The organism is Nitrospinota bacterium, from assembly GCA_016208975.1.
Lineage (GTDB): Bacteria > Nitrospinota_A > UBA7883 > UBA7883 > JACRLM01 > JACQXA01.
In genome coordinates, this window is the sequence record JACQXA010000004.1 from 1993804 (window position 1) to 2011480 (window position 17677).

The following is a 17677-nucleotide window of genomic DNA, read 5'->3' on the forward strand; positions in this document are numbered from 1 at the left end:
ATATCGGAAAATATGACCGAATACTTGAACCTGCCCCAGGAAACATAGCGGGGCATTTTATTTATATAGCGTTTAAACCGCGCCTCAGGGCGCCATAAACAAAAGGAAAGGTTCCATACCTGATGGCCAATTTAATTTATCAGAAGGTCGGGATTTTCATAGACGCCGAGAACGTGGAGCTTTCGGGCTACAACATATTCGGCGGAAGGACCAACTATGCCATGCTCATAGAGGAAATGGGGAATAGGGAAGTCACCCGCATCATCTATTACAAACCCATCCATAAAACCATCAGCGAGGAGTTTAAAAAGTTCTGGACAGGACTGGGCGGCGAGATAAAACAGCCAATCAAGAACGCCGACGCCTGGCTGACCATAGACGCCGTCACCCTTTCGGAAAAGCTGGACGTGGTGATTCTGGTGGGTGGCGACAAGGACTACATGCCGCTGATATGGTACCTGAAGAACCGCGGGTGCAAGGTGGAGGTGTGGAGCTATCCGGAGACCGCGTCGGACATGATAAAAGACGCGGCGGACCTTTTCGTGCCGCTGGACGAGCGGTTCACCATCCACGACAAGCCCCAGGGCCGGGGCGGACGCCAGGCGAAACGGGCGGTTTAAACAAACCGCCACCGCCACTATTATGTTTGGCGCCGCCGAGCGGATTCATCAGGGGGCGGCGGTAAGGAGCTTCCTGCTTTCGGCGGCCCAGCGGAGCGTTATCGCCTTTTCCGTATCGCCCAATGGCGCGTCGGTGTGCATGATCCGGTAGCGCCACGGCGGCATAGTCCCCTCGTTCATAGCCTTCTCTATCGCCTCCAGATCCTTCAGCGGGGTGGAGTGGCTCTTGAACGGAAAATCGGCGCTCATGTCCATATGCTCGCGCGCCTTGCGGATATCACGGTCTATAAGCCAGCCGGCGCCGGGAATTGCGTAGTACCAGGGGTAAACCGTCATCTTGGAGTGGCAATCGAAGCAATGCCTTTTGAAGATCGGCTTCACTTCCTTGATGTAGCGCTCGTTGATCACCGCAAGGCGTTCCCGGCCGCTTGGGATGGAAGCTTGCGCGGGAGGGGCCGCTTCATGACGTTCTCCGCCATGAGCGTAAACTGACGGCGCCGGGAAAAGGAGAATGGCGGAAACCGCCAAGGCCGCCAGACAGCCGTTAAATTTCCTCACTTTTACCTCCTGAAACCGGGCTTACAAGCGGTCATTCAATTATATGACGGAACGGGTTATAACGCATTCTAACTAATTTCCGGTGATGTGCCAGTTTGAATCTCAAATAACAGACAGATCCTTCACTTCGCTTGCGCTTCGCTCAGGATGACAATGTTATCAACGGCTCTTATATTGTCATTCTGAGCGTAAGTGAAGAATCTCCCCTGCACTTTCAAACTGAGACACTACCAATTTCCGGTGATGTGCCAGTTTGAAATTTCCGGGAGCGGGATATTTAGAAATCGAACTTGTGATCCTTCCCTGACGGCCGGAATGATATGGCGCTCAATGCCTCCAAGTCATTGGCCCGCCGATAACGGGTAGGCCAGCGTTACCTTTGTGCCGCGATTCTCACCGGAACTGTCTATGTTTATCGTGCCGCCGTAATGTTCGGTTATCATCCTGGCGATGGTAAGCCCCAGCCCTATACCGCCCCCCAGGTATTTATAGCGCCCGCTGGAATGATGGCGCGCGTCTTCCAGGGAGAAATAGGGCTCGAATATCTCGGTAACCTTTCCTGCGGGCAGGCCTATGCCCTCGTCTGTTATTTCCACTATGGCCCAGTCGCCCCGCATGAAAGAGCGCACCGTGATCTTTTTGCTGTCGGGGGTGTACTTTATGGCGTTGGAGATGAGTTCGTCTATCACCTTGCGGATCATCACCCCTTCGCCCCGCACCCGGATTTCCTTGGGCAGGCCCGCCATTTCAAGCCCCAGGGAAAGCCGCCGCTGGTCCTTTTCGATCATGTGTCCGGCCATCTGCACGCTGGAGATAAGCTCGAAATACAGGAGGGCGTTTTCTTTCGGGTCTTTGGGGCTGGTCAGGCTCATTTCCGAAAGCAGGGCCGTGGCGGTGGCGATTCTTTCAAGCCGGGCGCAAGACTCGTCCAGCACGGTCCTTATCTGGCCCACCTTGTCTTTAGCCGGGATCTCGTCGTCCAGGCTGTTCAGGAATATCCGCACCAGCCCCAGCATGGTCAGCGGCGTGCGAAGCTCGTGTGATGTGATGGAGGTGAAATATTCCTTGGCTTTTATCAGGGTGGCCTCATGGGTTATGTCCCTCTTGACGGCCACGAAATTGGCGATTTCCCCCTCCCGCCCGAAAACCGGGGAGATGGTGGCGTCCTCCTCGTATAAAGTCCCGTCCTTCTTCTTGTTTATGAACCTGGAGCGCCAGGTTCCCCCGCTCAGGATTGTCCTCCACATCTCGTCATAGAAGGCCTTGTCGTGATAACCGCTTTTCATTATCCGGGGATTCTGGCCGATTATATCGTTCCGGGAATAGCCGGTTATTTTTTCGAACGCCGGGTTTACGTATTGGATTATGCCATCGGCGTCGGTGATGATTATCATTTCCGCCGCCTGCTCTATGGCGGTGTTCAGCCTGGCCCGTTCCTGCTCGGCCGTTTTAAGGTCGGCCACGTGCAAAATGGCGTGGTCCAGTATTTCCTGGTTCAGCTCGTATTTTGTGATGTAGTCGTGGGCGCCCTCCCTCAGCGCCTCCACCGCGGCCCGCTCACCCCCCATGCCCGTGAGCAATATGAACGCCGCGCGGCTTCCGGCCTGCTTCAGGCGGCGCATCACGTCTATCCCGGTTTCGCCGCCAAGAAGGTAGTCCAGGAACACCACATCCGGATCCCCTCCCTTGATGGATTCCAACGCCTCATCTCCGGTAGCCACGGCCATGGCTTCGATGGAGCCAACCTGGGAATCCGCAAGGTATCTTGTCAGCAGGGCCGAGTCCGCGGGGTTGTCGTCCACTATCAGCGTCTTAATGTGGATACCCAATCCGCTCTCCATTAAATGCGGGCCGACAATAGGCCCCGGACGTTATTTTTGAGTTACGTTATCATAGGCCCCGGGGTTCGCCAACCTCCGCTTTGAGCCCGCCAACTTGGCGTTGTGCCCCGCTGGCCTATGGGGATAATATATATATTCACGCCATTAGGTGAAATTAATATGAAAAACGAAGAGCAAGACGAGTTTTGGATGGGCCGGGCGCTTGAACTGGCCGCCCGGGGTAAAGGCCGCACCTCGCCGAATCCGGCGGTTGGGGCGGTAATTGTCAAAAAGGGCAAGATAATAGGCGAGGGATGGCATAAGAAGGCCGGGACGGCCCATGCGGAAGTGGCGGCTATAGAATCATGCAAAGGCTCCACCAAGGGATCCACTTTGTATGTGACGCTGGAGCCATGCAACCATCACGGGAAAACCCCTCCCTGTGTGGACGCCATCCTGAAAGCCGGGATATCCACGGTGGTCATCGGGGCCAAAGACCCATCGCCAAAACCCGGCGTGAAGGGAACGGCCCGGTTGAAAAAAGCCGGTGTGGAGGTGCGGGTGGGGGCGCTTGAGGAAGACTGCCAGCGGATGATAGAGGATTTCGCGAAGCATTCCACCACGGGGCTTCCTTTCGTAACGCTAAAATCCGCCATTACGCTGGACGGGAAAATCGCCACCAAATCGGGCGACTCCAAATGGATAAGTTGCGAAAAGTCGCGAAAGCTTGCCCACCGAATGCGCAACGAGCGGGACGCGGTGCTGGTGGGGGCGTACACCGTTATCGCCGACGATCCCCAACTTACCGTCCGTTACGGAACCCCCCGCAGAAATCCTTTGAGGGTGGTGGTGGACGGGTCGTTGAGGATATCCCCGGAGTCCTTCGTGGTGGCCACCGCCAAAAAGACCCCAACCCTTGTGGCCGCCACAATGAAAGCCCCGTCTGAACGGGTGGAGGCTTTCACCAGTTCCGGGGTGGACGTGTTGACGGCTACTGAACGGGGCGGCCATGTGGATTTACGCTGGCTGATGGAAGAGTTGGGCAGGAGGAACGTGATGAGCGTCCTGCTGGAAGGGGGCGGCAGGCTGGCGGGAGCGGCCATGGAACTGGGGCTGGTGGACCGCGTCATTTTCTTTGTGGCCATGAAAATAGCCGGTGGCGACAATTGCGTGGTGGCCGGGCAGGGGGTAAATAAGATGGCCGACGCCTGGCATCTGAAAGACGTGGTTATAAACATAGTGGGCGACGACCTGATGGTGGACGCGCTGGTGGACAAATAAATGTTCACAGGCATAGTGGCAGGCACGGGCCGGATAACCTCCATAATTCGGCGGGCGGAAGATTTCAGCCTGGAGGTGGACGCGGGCGGGTTCGTGCCCGAACCTGTGATCGGCGAATCAGTGGCCGTGGACGGGGTTTGCCTGACCGTTACATCGGCCCGGGGGCAGACCCTGTCCTTCGACGTGTCGGTGGAGACTTTGAGCAGGACCTCCCTGGGCGCCGCCAAACCGGGAAACGCCGTTAACCTGGAACGGGCCATGCGCATGGGGGACCGGCTGGGTGGGCATCTTGTTTCCGGCCATGTGGACGCCGTGGGCGCGCTGGTTTCCGCTTCGCCCTCCGGGCAGGGCTACGAGGTGGAGGTGGAGCTTCCCGCCGAAGGGATGAAATACGTAATAGAAAAAGGCTCCATAGCCATATCGGGCATTAGCCTGACCGTGGCCCAAAAAAAGGAGCGTTCCGTGACCGTTGCGGTGATACCCCACACTTGGAGCGCAACGATACTTCCAGGCCTGCGGCCCGGGGGGCGGGTGAACATTGAATATGATATGATAGGAAAGTACGTGGAAAATTTTATGTCCGCCTTCCACGGCGCCGGAAAAAGCGGGCCCTCGGGCGGTGAAATAAGCGAGGAGTTCCTGGCCCGCCACGGGTTTTTAAAGTAGTAACTAGCGGCAGTCTTTACAGTAAAACACAATGACAGACACATCCGGTTCCAGAAAATTCAACACCGTCGAGTCCGCCGTTGAAGACCTGCGCCAGGGGCGCATGATCATCATGATAGACGACGAGGACAGGGAAAATGAGGGAGACCTGGTTTTGGCCGCGGAGATGGTAACGCCCGAGGCCGTCAACTTCATGGCCAAAGAGGGGCGTGGGCTTATATGCCTGGCCATGACAGGCCAGCGTTGCGACGAGCTTAACCTGCCTCTGATGGTGAGGGACAACACCTCTTCATTCGGTACGGGGTTCACCGTATCCATAGAGGCCAAACGTGGGGTAACCACGGGCATATCGGCCCATGACCGGTACGTGACAATAAAAACAGCGATAGACCCCAAGACCGGCGCGGACGACCTGGCCCGGCCGGGCCACGTGTTCCCCCTTCGCGCGCGGGAGGGCGGCACGCTGGTTCGCGTGGGGCAAACCGAGGGTTCGGTGGACATGTGCAAGATCGCGGGGCTTACCCCGGCGGCGGTTATATGCGAGATCATGAAAGACGACGGCCAGATGGCCCGCGTCCCAGACCTGATAGAGTTCGCCAAAAAGCACGACCTTAAAATAATCACCGTCAAGGACATCGTGGAACACCGCATCCGCAACGAGCATTTCGTGCAACGGGCTGTGGAGACGAAGCTTCCCACCCGGCATGGCATGTTCCGCGCCATCGCTTACGACAACGTGATAAACGGCGAGGTTATACTGGCGCTGGTCATGGGGGATATTACGGTTGGCGGCCCCTGCCTTACGAGGGTGCATTCACAGTGCCTCACCGGCGACGTGTTCGGCTCCGAACGGTGCGATTGCGGCGAACAGCTGGACCAGGCCATGAGCATGATAGCTAAAGAAGGGCGTGGCGTGCTGTTGTACCTCTTCCAGGAAGGGCGCGGCATAGGGCTTGTGAACAAGCTGAAGGCTTATGCCCTGCAGGACGAGGGAAGGGACACGGTGGAGGCCAACCATCATCTGGGCTTCAAGGCCGACCTGCGGGACTACGGCCTTGGCGCGCAGGTGCTACGGGACCTGGGCGCCCACGAGCTGAGGCTTATCACCAACAATCCCCGCAAGATAGTGGGGCTGGACGGGTACGGGCTTTCGGTGGTGGAGCGGGTGCCGTTGCTGTGCGAGCCCAAGGAGAGCAACATCCGTTATCTTACGGTGAAACAGTCCAAGCTGGGGCATCTGCTGGACATAAAGAAGATCCAGGACGTGTAGCGGCTGGTAGAGTAAGAATCAACTTGGCCGAGGCCGCCAGTAAAAATGGCGCTGAGGTTGAAATAGTCCGTTGGGCCGCGTAGCCTGCGCAAAGATAAAATTATAGAGGGAATATGGCTAACACAATCGAAGGCGTTCTTGAGGGTTCGGGGCTGAAAATAGGCGTAGCTGTCAGCAGGTTCAACGATTTCATCACCGGCAGGTTGCTGGAGGGGGCGTTGGACTGTTTGGTGCGGCACGGCGTGAAGGATGGGGACATCACCGTGGCCAAAACCCCGGGCGCTTTCGAGCTTCCCCTGGCCGTGAAGAAAATGGCCGCCTCGGGCAAATATAACGCAGTCATCGCCCTTGGGGCGGTCATCAGGGGCGCAACGTCCCATTATCAACACATCTCCTCCGAGGTTACCAAAGGCGTTGCCCAGGCCATGCTGGAAACGGGCGTGCCCATCTCCTTCGGCGTGCTGACGGTGGAAACCATCGAACAGGGTATCGAACGGGCCGGGACAAAATCCGGCAATAAAGGGTTCGAGGCGGCGCTTTCGGCCCTGGAGATGGCCAGCCTGTTGAAGAAGCTTTAGCAAGTGGGCGCCCGTCACAAATCCCGCGAGGCGGCTGTCGCCATCCTGTACCAGCTGGACATGGTGCGGGAGAAGGATCCCGGCAAGGCCGTAGCGGAATATTTCGCCACCGAAAATCCTGAATCCGCCCAGATGGAGTTCGTAAGTTCCATGGTTACCGGCGTGGTCTCCCGGATTGATGAGATAGACGCGAAGATCGGGCCGTTGCTTGTGAACTGGGAGTTTGCCCGGTTAGGATATATGGAGCGGGCCATTCTTCGCCTGGGGACCTACGAAATATTGTTCGACGCCACCATCCCCGGCGCCGTAGCGGTGGACGAGGCGGTGGAACTGGCCAAAGATTTTTGCGACGCCGATTCGGCCGGTTTTATAAATGGTGTTCTCGACAAGCTAGCCAAAGAAAAACAGCCCTCGGGCTCCTGACAAGCCTTTTCCTTCGTGTCTTCCCGTCAAGAGGTATAATAAAAATCACCGATTGAAGGGTGGAAATTCATGGAGCCTCCACAAAAAAACGGCGGTTTCCGGGCGGACAAGAACAATCGCTCCGGCCCTGCCGGTTTTTCCCGCCTGAAAAACTTCCTTATCGGCCCCCCGCGGGATCTCAACGACAGGTCGCTATACCGCCGCCTTTCGCTTATCTCGTTTCTGGCCTGGGTGGGTCTTGGCGCCGATGGCCTTTCATCCTCGGCGTATGGGCCTGAGGAGGCTTTCCGCCAGCTTGGCGCGCACACATACCTGGCTTTCGGCCTGGCCGCCATGACCGCCCTTACCGTCTTCGTGATCTCCTACGCATACAGCAGGGTGATCGAACATTTCCCGCATGGCGGCGGCGGTTATGCCGTGGCCAGCAAACTGCTTGGCCCCCGGGCAGGCATGGTATCGGGAAGCGCATTGATTGTGGACTACGCGCTGACGATAACCATATCCATCGCCGCCGCCGGTGACGCCATGTTCAGCCTGGCGCCTCTGCTGGCCGAATGGAAGCTTCCGGCGGAAATTCTGATGATAGCTTTCCTGACCGTTATAAACCTGCGCGGGGTGAGGGAGTCGGCGCTCACACTGGCCCCTGTTTTCATGCTTTTTGTTATCACTCATCTCATCCTGATTGCGGGAGGCGTCCTGATAAAGGGCCCCGAACTGCCCGACACGGTGAGCATGGCCGGGGAGGGGTTTTCCGCCGGGATTGCGGCGCTGGGATTTGGCGGCGTGGCCGCGCTTTTCCTCCACGCTTATTCGATGGGCGGGGGAACCTATACGGGTATTGAGGCGGTGTCCAACGGCCTTTCCGTCATGCGGGAACCGCGCGTCCAAACCGGCAAGCGGACCATGGTGTATATGGCGGTATCGCTGGCGTTCACCGCTTCAGGGTTGTTGCTTTGCTACATGCTATGGGGCATAGCTCCGGTAGAAGGCAAAACCATGAACGCCGCGTTAACGGAAAAGTTCGCCGCGAACATTCCATACGGGAACGTATTCGTTTTACTTACGATGGTGTCGGAGGCGGCAATCCTGGCGGTGGCGGCCCAGTCCGGTTTCGCCGATGGCCCCAGGGTGATGGCCAACATGTCGGTGGACTCGTGGATTCCCCATAGGTTCGCTACCCTTTCGGAAAGGTTGACCACCCAGAACGGAATTTTACTCATGGGAGCCGCTTCCCTTGCCGCGCTGTTCTACACCCGGGGGAATGTTGGCCTGATAGTGGTTATGTACAGTATCAACGTGTTCCTGACATTCTCGATGACCGAGCTGTCCATGTGCCTTCACTGGATCCATAACAGGAATTCGGACTCCTTATGGCGGCGGAAAATAACCATACACATAATCGGGCTGGCGTTGTGCCTGACCATTCTGGCTATCACCGTGTATGAGAAATTTTTCGAAGGGGGGTGGATCACCCTGGTCGTCACGGGGATTGTGGTTTTACTATGCCTGCTCATCCGGGGGCATTATTCGCTGATAGGGGGGAAGCTTGTGAATTTGTATAACTCCCTGATGGAGACCCCGCTTATGGGGGGTGGCCCGCAAGAGGCTCCAGATGCCTCCAAAAGGACCGCGATAATACTGGTTTCAGGTTACGGGGGGCTTGGGCTACATACGTTCCTGAACGTATTCAAGGAATTCCCGGGCCATTTCGAAGGGGTTGTTTTCGTCTCGGTGGCGGTGATCGACTGGCGCGAGTTCAAGGGTGAACTCATGGTTGAGCGTCTCAAGGGCAAAGTGGAGGCGGACCTGAAGAAATACGTCTGGTTTTCCCGCGGCCAGGGGATTCCGGCCACTTACCGATTCACCGTAGGCACAGACACCGTGGACGAGGCGGAGAAACTGTGCCTTCAATTGGCGGGAGAATACCCGCACTCCACCATCTTCGCCGGAAAAATAATCTTCGAGAAGGAGAGGTGGTATCACCGCCTGCTTCACAACGAAACGGCGTTCGCCATTCAAAAACGTCTCCAGTGGGCAGGCAAGACGGTGGTTGTGGCGCCCGCCAGGGTGATGTGAAATCAAACCCTGAGCCATATCCAATAATAACCGGATGCAACCTTTTCCCGGCCGCGCCGCTGTTGACCCCTTTAGCCCATTCAATTACCATACATTAACAAGCCGCTCTAATTGCGGATGAACGTTTATAAAACAACCATCCTCAGAGGTTATTCCGAATGAGAAGTGACCGTATAAAAAAAGGCGTTGAACGGGCGCCCCACCGCTCCCTGTTGTATGCGACCGGCGTGAGCGAAAGCTCCATGAAACGCCCGTTTGTGGCCATCATCTCCAGCTTCACGGACATCATCCCCGGCCACATCGGTTTTAGGGACCTGGAGCGGGCCATAGAAAAGGGGATCCATTCCGGCGGCGGGCAGGCCTTCATGTCCTCGGTGCCGGGGGTGTGCGACGGCATAGCCATGGGGCACAAGGGGATGCATTATTCACTCCCCACCCGCGACCTCATAGCCGACCTCATAGAGTGCGTGGTGGAAGCCCACGCTTTCGACGGCATGGTGATGCTCACCAACTGCGACAAGATAACCCCCGGCATGCTCATGGCCGCCGCGCGGTTGAACATACCCACCGTGGTGGTCACCGCCGGGCCCATGATGGCGGGGGTGTACCGGCAGGAGCGCCGCTCGCTGGTGAAGGACACCTTCGAAGCCATCGGCCAGTACCAGGCTGGGAACATGTCGTTAAAGGAGCTTACCGCCCTGGAGAAAGAGGCGTGCCCCGGCCCCGGCTCCTGTTCCGGCATGTACACGGCCAACACCATGGCCTGCGTCACCGAGTCCATCGGCATGAGCCTCACCGGGTGCGCCACGGCGCTGGCGGTGAGCGGGAAGAAACGCCGGATAGCTTTCGATTCCGGCATTTTGGTTTGCGACCTTATCCGGGAGAACGTGAAACCCCGGGACATAATGACCAAAAAGGCTTTCGAGAACGCCATAAGGGTAGACCTGGCGCTGGGGGGCTCCACCAACACAGCTTTGCACATTCCGGCCATCGCCAAAGACGCCGGGGTGGACTTGCCCCTGGAAACCTTCGACAAGCTGTCCAAAACCACCCCCCAGATTGCCAGCATCCAGCCCGGTGGCGATAACCTGCTGGAGGATCTGGAATACGCCGGGGGCATACCCACCGTAATGCGTGAGCTTAAAACCCTGCTCCACGACCTTCCCACAGTGAACGGCCGTTCGATACACAAGATAGCCGGGGAGGCGTTCAACCAGAACCGGGAAGTGATCCGGAGCCTTTCCAACCCTTACAAGAAAGAGGGCGGGATAGCGGTGATGCGCGGCAACCTGGCGCCGGGCGGGGCCGTGGTTAAACAGGCGGCTGTCCTGCCGGAGATGATGAAGTTCAAGGGCAAGGCCATCTGCTTTGAATCGGAAGAAGATGCCATGAAGAGCATCATGGACGGCAAGGTGAAAGCCGGCCATGTGGTGGTAGTGCGCTATGAAGGGCCCAAAGGCGGCCCCGGCATGCGGGAGATGCTGGCCCCCACGGCGGCCATCACAGGCATGGGGCTCCACAACTCCGTGGCGCTCATCACCGACGGGCGGTTCTCCGGCGGTACCCGGGGGCCGTGTATAGGGCACGTCTCCCCAGAGGCCATGGAGGGCGGCCCCATTGCGCTGGTGAAAGACGGCGATATCATAGAGGTGGACATCCCTAAACGGAAGCTCAACCTGTTAGTGTCGCAGAAGGAGTTGAAAGCCCGGGCCAAGAAGTGGAAACGGCCGGAGCCGAAAATTAAAAGCGGTTATCTGCGAAGATACGCCCAGACCGTCAACAGCGCGGCCCAGGGGGCCACGCAAAAGGACGACATATTAGGAAAATAGTTATCCCCAACCCCAGACAAGGCTGAACCATATGACAACCAGGACGGATAAATATCCCGCTCCCCGGAATATAGACATTCCGGAGAAGCCGTTAACCAGCCTTGTTATGGCCGCAGTGGCCAAGTACCCCGAGAATGTGGCGTTAAGCTTTTTCGGTACCGCCATTACTTACCGCCAGCTGGACAGATACATCCAGCAGGCCATGAACGTCCTGCGGTCGGTGGGGGTGGAAAAGGGGGACCGGGTGGCCATAATGGCGCCCAACTCTCCCCAGGCAGTAATAGCCTACCAGGCCATACTGCGTATTGGGGCCGTGGTGTCGCAAACAAACCCCCTCTACGTAGAGCGGGAGATAAAGGAGCAGTTTAACGACGCCGGGGTTGCCGTAGTTGTCACGCTGAACCTTTTCGCTCCGAAGATAAAAGCGGTTATGGGCTCCACGGCGCTTCGCAAGGCGCTGGTGTTCCGGCTGGAGGAATTTATGCCATGGCCCATGTCGTGGCTGTTCCAGCTTAAGCTGGCGCTGGAGCGCCGGAGCGTCCCCAATGTTGTCCATCCCGATTTCCTCAATTGGGACGAGCTTGTCCGCTCGGCCCCGGGTCAGGCGGAGCATGCTTCCGTTGACCCGCTGGACACGGCTTTGCTCCAATACACAGGCGGCACCACCGGCGCGGCCAAAGGGGTGGCCCTCACCCATCGCAACGTGTTGTCCAACGCCCTGCAATGCCGGGCATGGTTCACCGCCGCCGAGGAGGGTAAAGAGGTGTTCATGCTGGCCCTGCCCATGTTCCACGCCTTCGGCATGACGGCGGGGCTTAACCTGGGGTTTTCGCTGGCGGGCAAGATAGTGCTTGTGCCAAAGTTCGAGGCCGATACGGTGATGAAACTCATCGAAAAACACAGGGCCACCATTTTCCCCGGAGTGCCGGCCATGTACGTGGCCATCAACAACCATCCCAAGGCGCCTAAACGGAACATCTCCTCCATCAAATACTGCGTTTCCGGGGCCGCCCCGCTGGCGCTGGAGGTGAAATCCAGGTTCGAGAGCCTCACCGGGGGCAAACTGGTGGAAGGGTACGGCCTTACCGAAGCCAGTCCCTGTACCCATTGCAACCCGCTGGATTGGGCAAAACCGGGAAGCATCGGCCTGCCATTGCCCAACACCGAAAGCCTGATAGTCAAAGGCGAGGAGGCGGAAACCGCATCCACGGGGGAAATGGGGGAGCTTATCGTGCGCGGCCCGCAGGTTATGGCCGGTTATCACAACCGGCCCAACGAGACCGCCCGGGTGGTCAAAAGCGGCTGGCTGTTCACAGGGGACATGGGGTACATGGACGAGGAAGGTTATGTGTTCCTCATGGACAGGAAAAAAGAGATGATCATCTCCGGCGGGTGTAACGTTTACCCCAAAGAGGTGGAAGACGTCCTGTTCTCACTGCAAGGGGTGCTGGAGGCCGCCGTGGTAGGGGTGCGCGACAGCCAGATGGGGGAGAAGGTGGTGGCGGCGGTGGTGTTAAAACCGGGAATAAAACTGGATGAAAAAGAGGTGATAGCCCATTGCAAGCGCCTGGTGGCCTCATACAAGGCGCCCAAGAAAATCTATTTCATGGAGAGCCTGCCAAAAACCGTCATCGGCAAGGTGCTTAAAAGGGTGCTTAAAGAAGAAATCGAGAAGATGTCTCTGCGGTTACCGCACTGATCCTCGCCTTTTCAGCCGCGACGGAATTGTCGCGCCCTTGACCCTCGTGTCTCACACCAACGCCTTGTTCGGGACTTGTGTCCATATTAATCAATATGTTCACCCTGGCCTGATCTATGCTTCCACTTAAATTGTTAAAGCAACCCATTAAATGGGGGAGGTTTAAGTCATGGTAGCCATAGAAAAAGGCGAAATGACCGCCGTAGAGGTGATCAACACCGCCATATATAACGAGAAACTGGCCGCCGAGCATTATGAGATCCTGTGTGACATGTGCTTGAGGGCGGGGAACCCTTCAGTGTCGGATTTCTTCCATCATCAGGCCAACCGGGAACGGGGCCACTATAACCGGCTCATTAAGCTTAAAAGGAAACGGGGCAAGGATAACAGCCCGGCCGTGGGCGAATACATCCGCTGGGTGTTAAGCGAGTCGGGCGCCGGGGCCAAATTCCTCCCCTCCCTGAACATGGACGAAGCTCTCAAGATGGTGGAGAGCCGGGAGAACGACGCCTGCCGGTTCTATTCGGAAGCCGCCAGGAAAACCACGGATCCGGAGCTGGCGGGAATTTTCGCCGCCCTGGCCGAGGAGGAAAGCCATCACCAGTACCTGGCCAGAAAGCTACGAACGGATTTTGAGCAGAAGGGCATCATAGACGAGATGGATTACGTGGATCTCGGTTTTGAATAAGGGCTCTCTTTACCCCCACGGGGAAGCCTTTGGACAGGCCGCGCGCCATGATGACAGGTAACAGGATGGGTGTATGCTTCTTGTCCTCCCCTGACACCCCAAAGGGTGGCCGCAAATAGCGGTCACCCCTTTTTTTTGCCTGCGTAATACGCGCGCTGTTTGTGTTCAAGGGTGAGAAGGTATGGGCTCATAGCGTGCCGGGTATTGAAATATAATAAAACTATGGTTCCCCTTTGGCCATTAACTGGTAGAATAACCGGGTGGTATAAACGCAGGGTGGGAGCGGGAAGCCGTATGGGGTTTTCAATTCTTTCCAGTCTTCTTCCCAGGATAATCCTGCTCGCGCTCATATCAACCATCCCTTCAGCTTTCCTCATTTTCAGCGCCGCCGTGGATCAAAAGCGGGTGATGAGCGAACACATCAACCAGGAAATGGCCTCCCTCGTCAAGCTTATGGTTGTAAAGCACGAGGTGCTTATCAATAGCGTCTACGACACGCTTTTCCTCATCTCCAAGGAAATCGGCGGCCACTGGAACGACGCTGAAGCGGCGCGTTCTATCATCAGCTCCGCCATAAACCAGCATCCATATTTCGCCAATATCGGCGTCCTGTCGCCAGAAGGCGACCTTATGTATTCGGCGGTGAAACCAGCAGAGCGGTCCAACTTCGCCGACAGGCCCTATTTCAGGAGGGCGCTGGAGACCGGCGCGTTCTCCATCGGGGAACTCCAGGTGGGCCGGATTGTCAAAAAGCCCACCGTCAATTTCGCGTATCCGGTAAAAGGTGATGGGGGCAAACTTAACGGTGTGGCGTTCATCGCTTTATCCGTGGAGCATATGGTGGAATTGATCAAGGAGATCAACGCCCCCTCATATACGGCCATCACGGTGCTGGACAGGCAGGGGAAAATAGTCACCCGGTGGCCCGGGCAGTCCCGCTGGGTGGGGGTTTCTACGGCGAACACCCCGCTTATGCAAAACGTTATGGCCAAAAGGAACGGGGTGGAGACCATGACTGGGGTGGACGGTGAGCCCAGGATTTATTCCTACGCCACCTTGTCCCGTCCGGGGTACGGGCCAGTATTCTTCATGATAGCCGGAACGCCGGAGCAGGCGGCCCTGGCCGAAGTGGACCGGGCTTTTAACCGTCACATGCTTTATTTGTTCCTGGCAACCTCTCTTGCAATGTCCGGGGCGTGGGTTCTGGGCAAAAGGCTGGTCATTAACAAAATAGAAAAACTGGCGGGCGCGGCCAGGGAAATCGCGGCATCGGGAGCTATGGGGGCCAGGACCGGCCTTGAACACGGGAAAGACGAGATTGGCCAGCTGGCCCTGGCCTTCGACGAAATGGCCGAGACGCTGGAGAAAAAGGCCGTGGAGCTTGAAAAATCCAGGGTGGAGGTCCATCGCGCCAAGGAGGAACTGGAAAGGCGGGTTGCCGAGCGCACGGTTCAGCTGGAAGAGGCCAACAAGGAACTGGAGGCGTTCAGTTATTCGGTATCCCACGATCTAAGGGCGCCTTTAAGGACGGTGGACGGTTTCAGCCTTGCGCTATATGAGGACTACCAGGGCAAACTGGATGACGCCGCCAGGGATTACCTTGGCAGGATACGCTCCGGCGCCAGGAGGATGGGCGAATTGATCGACGACATGCTCAAACTCTCCCGCATAAGCCGGACACAAGCGAAGACGGGTTTGGTGGACTTAAGCAGGCTGGCGCTCTCGATTGTGGAAAATCTCAGGATAGCCAATCCGGACAGGGAGGTGGAGTTTGATGTCCAGGCGGGTATGAAAGCCGAAGGGGACGAGGATCTCCTGCGCATAGCCCTGGAAAACCTGCTGGGCAACAGCTGGAAGTTCACCTCGAATGTCCCGCAAGCCAGGGTGGAGTTTAAGGCCAGGTTGGGTGAAAAGGGGGAGAGGCTCTATTACGTCCGGGACAACGGCGCCGGGTTCGATATGAAATACGCATCCAGGCTGTTCGGGGTATTCCAGCGGCTACATGACGCCAGCGAGTTCCAGGGCACCGGAGTGGGCCTGGCCACGGTACAACGGATTATCCATAAACACGGCGGGCGGATATCCGCCGAATCGGAGCCAGGCAAAGGAGCTGTTTTCTATTTTACTTTAAGGAAACCGGGGGAGGCTGAAACCGATGTTATCGAAAACCATATTTCTGGTGGAGGATAATCCGGACGATGTGGCGCTTACCTTGAGGGCGTTTAAACAAGCCAACATCAGTAACAACATCTCCATCGCCAGGAACGGCGAGGAGGCGCTGGACATGCTGTTCGCCATGGAAAAATTGCCAGCGGTGGTCCTGCTGGACTTGAACCTGCCGAAAATGGACGGGCTGGAGGTGTTAAAGGCGCTCCGCGAAAACGAGAGGACCAGTATGCTACCAGTGGTGATCCTCACATCATCCATGGAGGATAGGGATATTGCGGAGGGGTATGCGTTGGGCGCCAACAGTTACATCGTCAAGCCGGTGGACTTCGGCCAATTCGCCACGGCGGCCAAACAGGTGGGGTTGTACTGGCTCGTGCTGAACGAGACGCCGCCCAAACAGTAAAAAAAGGAGGGGCGCATGCCCGGCAGGATAAACCTTCTATTGGTGGAAGATTCGGAAGACGACGCCTTACTTGTCAGCCGCGCCCTTACGCGAGGCGGCATGGAAGTGGAGCCAACCCGGGTTTGCACGAGGGAAGCCATGGAGTCGTGTCTGAGGGAAAAGCAGATCGACATTATCCTGTCCGATCACAAGATGCCGGATTTTGACTCCTACGGGGCTTTGGACACCCTTAAAAAAAGCGGGCTGGACATCCCCTTCATAATAGTCTCCGGAACCATTGGCGAAGACAAGGCCGTGGAGGCCATGAAAGCCGGCGCCAGCGACTACATACTTAAAGACAAGCTGGACAGGCTGGCGCCAGCCGTGGAAAGGGAGCTTAAGGAAGCGGATGGCCGCCGTTTGCGAAGAGAGGCGGAAAAAGAGAAAGAGGAGAGCGAAAAGCGGTTTCGAATGCTGGTGAACGCCGCGCCGGACGCGGTGATACTGGTGGACGGCGATGGCTGTGTCATTTTCTGGAGCGGCGTCGCGGAGGCCATGTTCGGCCACCCCGCGGCGCAGGCGTCAGGCCGGAAAATCCACGAGCTTATCCTTCCGGCCGGGCGCCCCCCGGCTTGTCTTGAGATGCTTGATAACCTCCGTCAATCATCATCAAACGTTCCTAAAACCGATACGTTTGAGATCACCGCCGCCAGGATGGACGGCAAGGAGTTTCCGGCGGAAATATCCATGTCCGCCGAACAGCTTGGAGGCCAATTGCATTTCATCGTTATTGTGCGGGACATAAGCGAGCGCAAACGGACCGAGCGGATGTTGCTCCAGTCGGAGAAAATGGCCTCCATCGGCCAGATGGCCGCCGGGCTTGTGCATGAGATCAACTCCCCCCTTACATTCGTGTATTCCAACTATGCCTATGTAAGGGAGAAGATGCTCCTGGTGTTCAAAACTCTGGAGTCAGTGACCGGAGCGTCCAAACAGCCGCTTGGAAAGCCCTCGCCCAACGCCATGGACAGCCTTGAGGCCATCGTGGGGATGAAGGACGAACTGAACTCCGCCATAGACGAGTCTATCGAAGGGGCAAGGCGGATAATGGGGATAGTAAAAGACCTGAAGAACTTCTCCCATGCCTCTGAGGACCGGTGGGAGCCAGTGGACGTTAACAGCGCGCTGGATAGCGCGTTAAACATCGCCCGTAGCGAGGTGAAATACAAAGCCCGGGTTGTGAAGGAGTATGGCGACCTCCCAATGATAGACGCCATCGGCGGCCAGCTTGGGCAGGTTTTTCTCAACCTCATCATAAACGCCGCGCAGGCCATAAAGAGCCATGGCTCCATAAAGCTGAAGACCCGCGTCCAGGACGGGGGGATTCTGGCGCAAATAAGCGATACCGGCGAGGGGATACCGGAAGAATACCTGGACAGGATTTTCGACCCGTTTTTCACCACCAAACCCACGGGGCAGGGCACCGGCCTGGGGCTTTCCATATCTTACGGGATAATTCAAAAACATAAGGGCAGGATCACCGTGGACAGTGGCCCCGGCGAGGGGACAACATTCTCCATATGGCTTCCGGAATCCCCCAGAGGCCAATAAGCTCCCC

At 57.1% G+C, this 17677-nt stretch carries 15 protein-coding genes; 13 read left to right on the top strand and 2 right to left on the bottom strand.

From position 1 onward, the window contains the following. The first annotated feature begins 122 nt into the window (after nt 1–122). A complete protein-coding gene (locus tag HY751_13280) occupies nt 123–620 on the top strand; it encodes an NYN domain-containing protein (GenBank protein ID MBI4667370.1) in 498 nt (165 codons plus the stop codon). A gap of 48 nt (nt 621–668) precedes the next feature. Here HY751_13280 and HY751_13285 read toward each other — a convergent pair whose 3' ends face one another. Then, nucleotides 669–1178 carry a heme-binding domain-containing protein gene (locus tag HY751_13285; protein MBI4667371.1) on the bottom strand — a complete coding sequence of 170 codons (510 nt, stop codon included), beginning with the start codon at nt 1176–1178 and terminating at the stop codon, nt 669–671. 341 nt (nt 1179–1519) lie between these two features. Then, nucleotides 1520–3007, bottom strand: a complete 1488-nt coding sequence (locus tag HY751_13290) for a PAS domain S-box protein (protein ID MBI4667372.1) — start codon at nt 3005–3007, stop codon at nt 1520–1522. 171 nt (nt 3008–3178) lie between these two features. Between HY751_13290 and ribD the strand changes: the two genes are divergently transcribed. The 12 genes from ribD to HY751_13350 all read left to right on the top strand — a co-directional run bounded on the left by ribD (nt 3179) and on the right by HY751_13350 (nt 17670). Next, entirely contained in the window at nt 3179–4279 is a 1101-nt protein-coding gene (ribD, locus tag HY751_13295; protein MBI4667373.1) for a bifunctional diaminohydroxyphosphoribosylaminopyrimidine deaminase/5-amino-6-(5-phosphoribosylamino)uracil reductase RibD, read from the top strand. Next, nucleotides 4280–4945, top strand: a complete 666-nt coding sequence (locus HY751_13300) for a riboflavin synthase (GenBank protein ID MBI4667374.1) — start codon at nt 4280–4282, stop codon at nt 4943–4945. Between the two features lie 31 nt (nt 4946–4976). Beyond that, a complete protein-coding gene (locus HY751_13305) occupies nt 4977–6215 on the top strand; it encodes a bifunctional 3,4-dihydroxy-2-butanone-4-phosphate synthase/GTP cyclohydrolase II (GenBank protein MBI4667375.1) in 1239 nt (412 codons plus the stop codon). A gap of 113 nt (nt 6216–6328) precedes the next feature. Continuing rightward, the gene (locus HY751_13310) at nt 6329–6793 is read left to right on the top strand and encodes a 6,7-dimethyl-8-ribityllumazine synthase (GenBank protein ID MBI4667376.1); all 465 of its coding nucleotides are present in this window, start codon (nt 6329–6331) and stop codon (nt 6791–6793) included. Nucleotides 6794–6796: 3 nt separating this feature from the next. Further along, a complete protein-coding gene (gene nusB / locus HY751_13315; GenBank protein MBI4667377.1) occupies nt 6797–7216 on the top strand; it encodes a transcription antitermination factor NusB in 420 nt (139 codons plus the stop codon). A 69-nt stretch (nt 7217–7285) separates the two neighbouring features. Further along, nucleotides 7286–9292 carry an APC family permease gene (locus HY751_13320; GenBank protein MBI4667378.1) on the top strand — a complete coding sequence of 669 codons (2007 nt, stop codon included), beginning with the start codon at nt 7286–7288 and terminating at the stop codon, nt 9290–9292. Nucleotides 9293–9450: 158 nt separating this feature from the next. Further along, the gene (ilvD, locus tag HY751_13325) at nt 9451–11121 is read left to right on the top strand and encodes a dihydroxy-acid dehydratase (GenBank protein ID MBI4667379.1); all 1671 of its coding nucleotides are present in this window, start codon (nt 9451–9453) and stop codon (nt 11119–11121) included. A 31-nt stretch (nt 11122–11152) separates the two neighbouring features. Next, entirely contained in the window at nt 11153–12820 is a 1668-nt protein-coding gene (locus HY751_13330; GenBank protein ID MBI4667380.1) for a long-chain fatty acid--CoA ligase, read from the top strand. Between the two features lie 169 nt (nt 12821–12989). After that, nucleotides 12990–13508, top strand: a complete 519-nt coding sequence (locus HY751_13335; GenBank protein ID MBI4667381.1) for a ferritin family protein — start codon at nt 12990–12992, stop codon at nt 13506–13508. 294 nt (nt 13509–13802) lie between these two features. After that, nucleotides 13803–15698, top strand: coding sequence for a HAMP domain-containing protein (locus HY751_13340; protein MBI4667382.1), 1896 nt, complete (start codon nt 13803–13805; stop codon nt 15696–15698). Next, nucleotides 15664–16080: a response regulator gene (locus HY751_13345; GenBank protein MBI4667383.1), complete on the top strand. Its 417-nt coding sequence runs from the start codon at nt 15664–15666 to the stop codon at nt 16078–16080. The genes HY751_13340 and HY751_13345 overlap by 35 nt, the downstream gene beginning before the upstream one ends. Before the next feature lie 15 nt (nt 16081–16095). Continuing rightward, the gene (locus HY751_13350) at nt 16096–17670 is read left to right on the top strand and encodes a PAS domain S-box protein (GenBank protein MBI4667384.1); all 1575 of its coding nucleotides are present in this window, start codon (nt 16096–16098) and stop codon (nt 17668–17670) included. Nucleotides 17671–17677: the final 7 nt, after the last annotated feature.

Bases quoted from the DNA above. Each gene is read 5' to 3' on its own strand.
- HY751_13280 (MBI4667370.1), top strand. From the start codon at position 123: ATGGCCAATTTAATTTATCAGAAGGTCGGGATTTTCATAGACGCCGAG.
- HY751_13310 (MBI4667376.1), top strand. From the start codon at position 6,329: ATGGCTAACACAATCGAAGGCGTTCTTGAGGGTTCGGGGCTGAAAATA.
- HY751_13335 (MBI4667381.1), top strand. From the start codon at position 12,990: ATGGTAGCCATAGAAAAAGGCGAAATGACCGCCGTAGAGGTGATCAAC.
- HY751_13320 (MBI4667378.1), top strand. From the start codon at position 7,286: ATGGAGCCTCCACAAAAAAACGGCGGTTTCCGGGCGGACAAGAACAAT.
- HY751_13300 (MBI4667374.1), top strand. From the start codon at position 4,280: ATGTTCACAGGCATAGTGGCAGGCACGGGCCGGATAACCTCCATAATT.
- ribD (MBI4667373.1), top strand. From the start codon at position 3,179: ATGAAAAACGAAGAGCAAGACGAGTTTTGGATGGGCCGGGCGCTTGAA.
- HY751_13350 (MBI4667384.1), top strand. From the start codon at position 16,096: ATGCCCGGCAGGATAAACCTTCTATTGGTGGAAGATTCGGAAGACGAC.
- HY751_13305 (MBI4667375.1), top strand. From the start codon at position 4,977: ATGACAGACACATCCGGTTCCAGAAAATTCAACACCGTCGAGTCCGCC.
- HY751_13345 (MBI4667383.1), top strand. From the start codon at position 15,664: ATGTTATCGAAAACCATATTTCTGGTGGAGGATAATCCGGACGATGTG.
- HY751_13330 (MBI4667380.1), top strand. From the start codon at position 11,153: ATGACAACCAGGACGGATAAATATCCCGCTCCCCGGAATATAGACATT.
- ilvD (MBI4667379.1), top strand. From the start codon at position 9,451: ATGAGAAGTGACCGTATAAAAAAAGGCGTTGAACGGGCGCCCCACCGC.
- HY751_13340 (MBI4667382.1), top strand. From the start codon at position 13,803: ATGGGGTTTTCAATTCTTTCCAGTCTTCTTCCCAGGATAATCCTGCTC.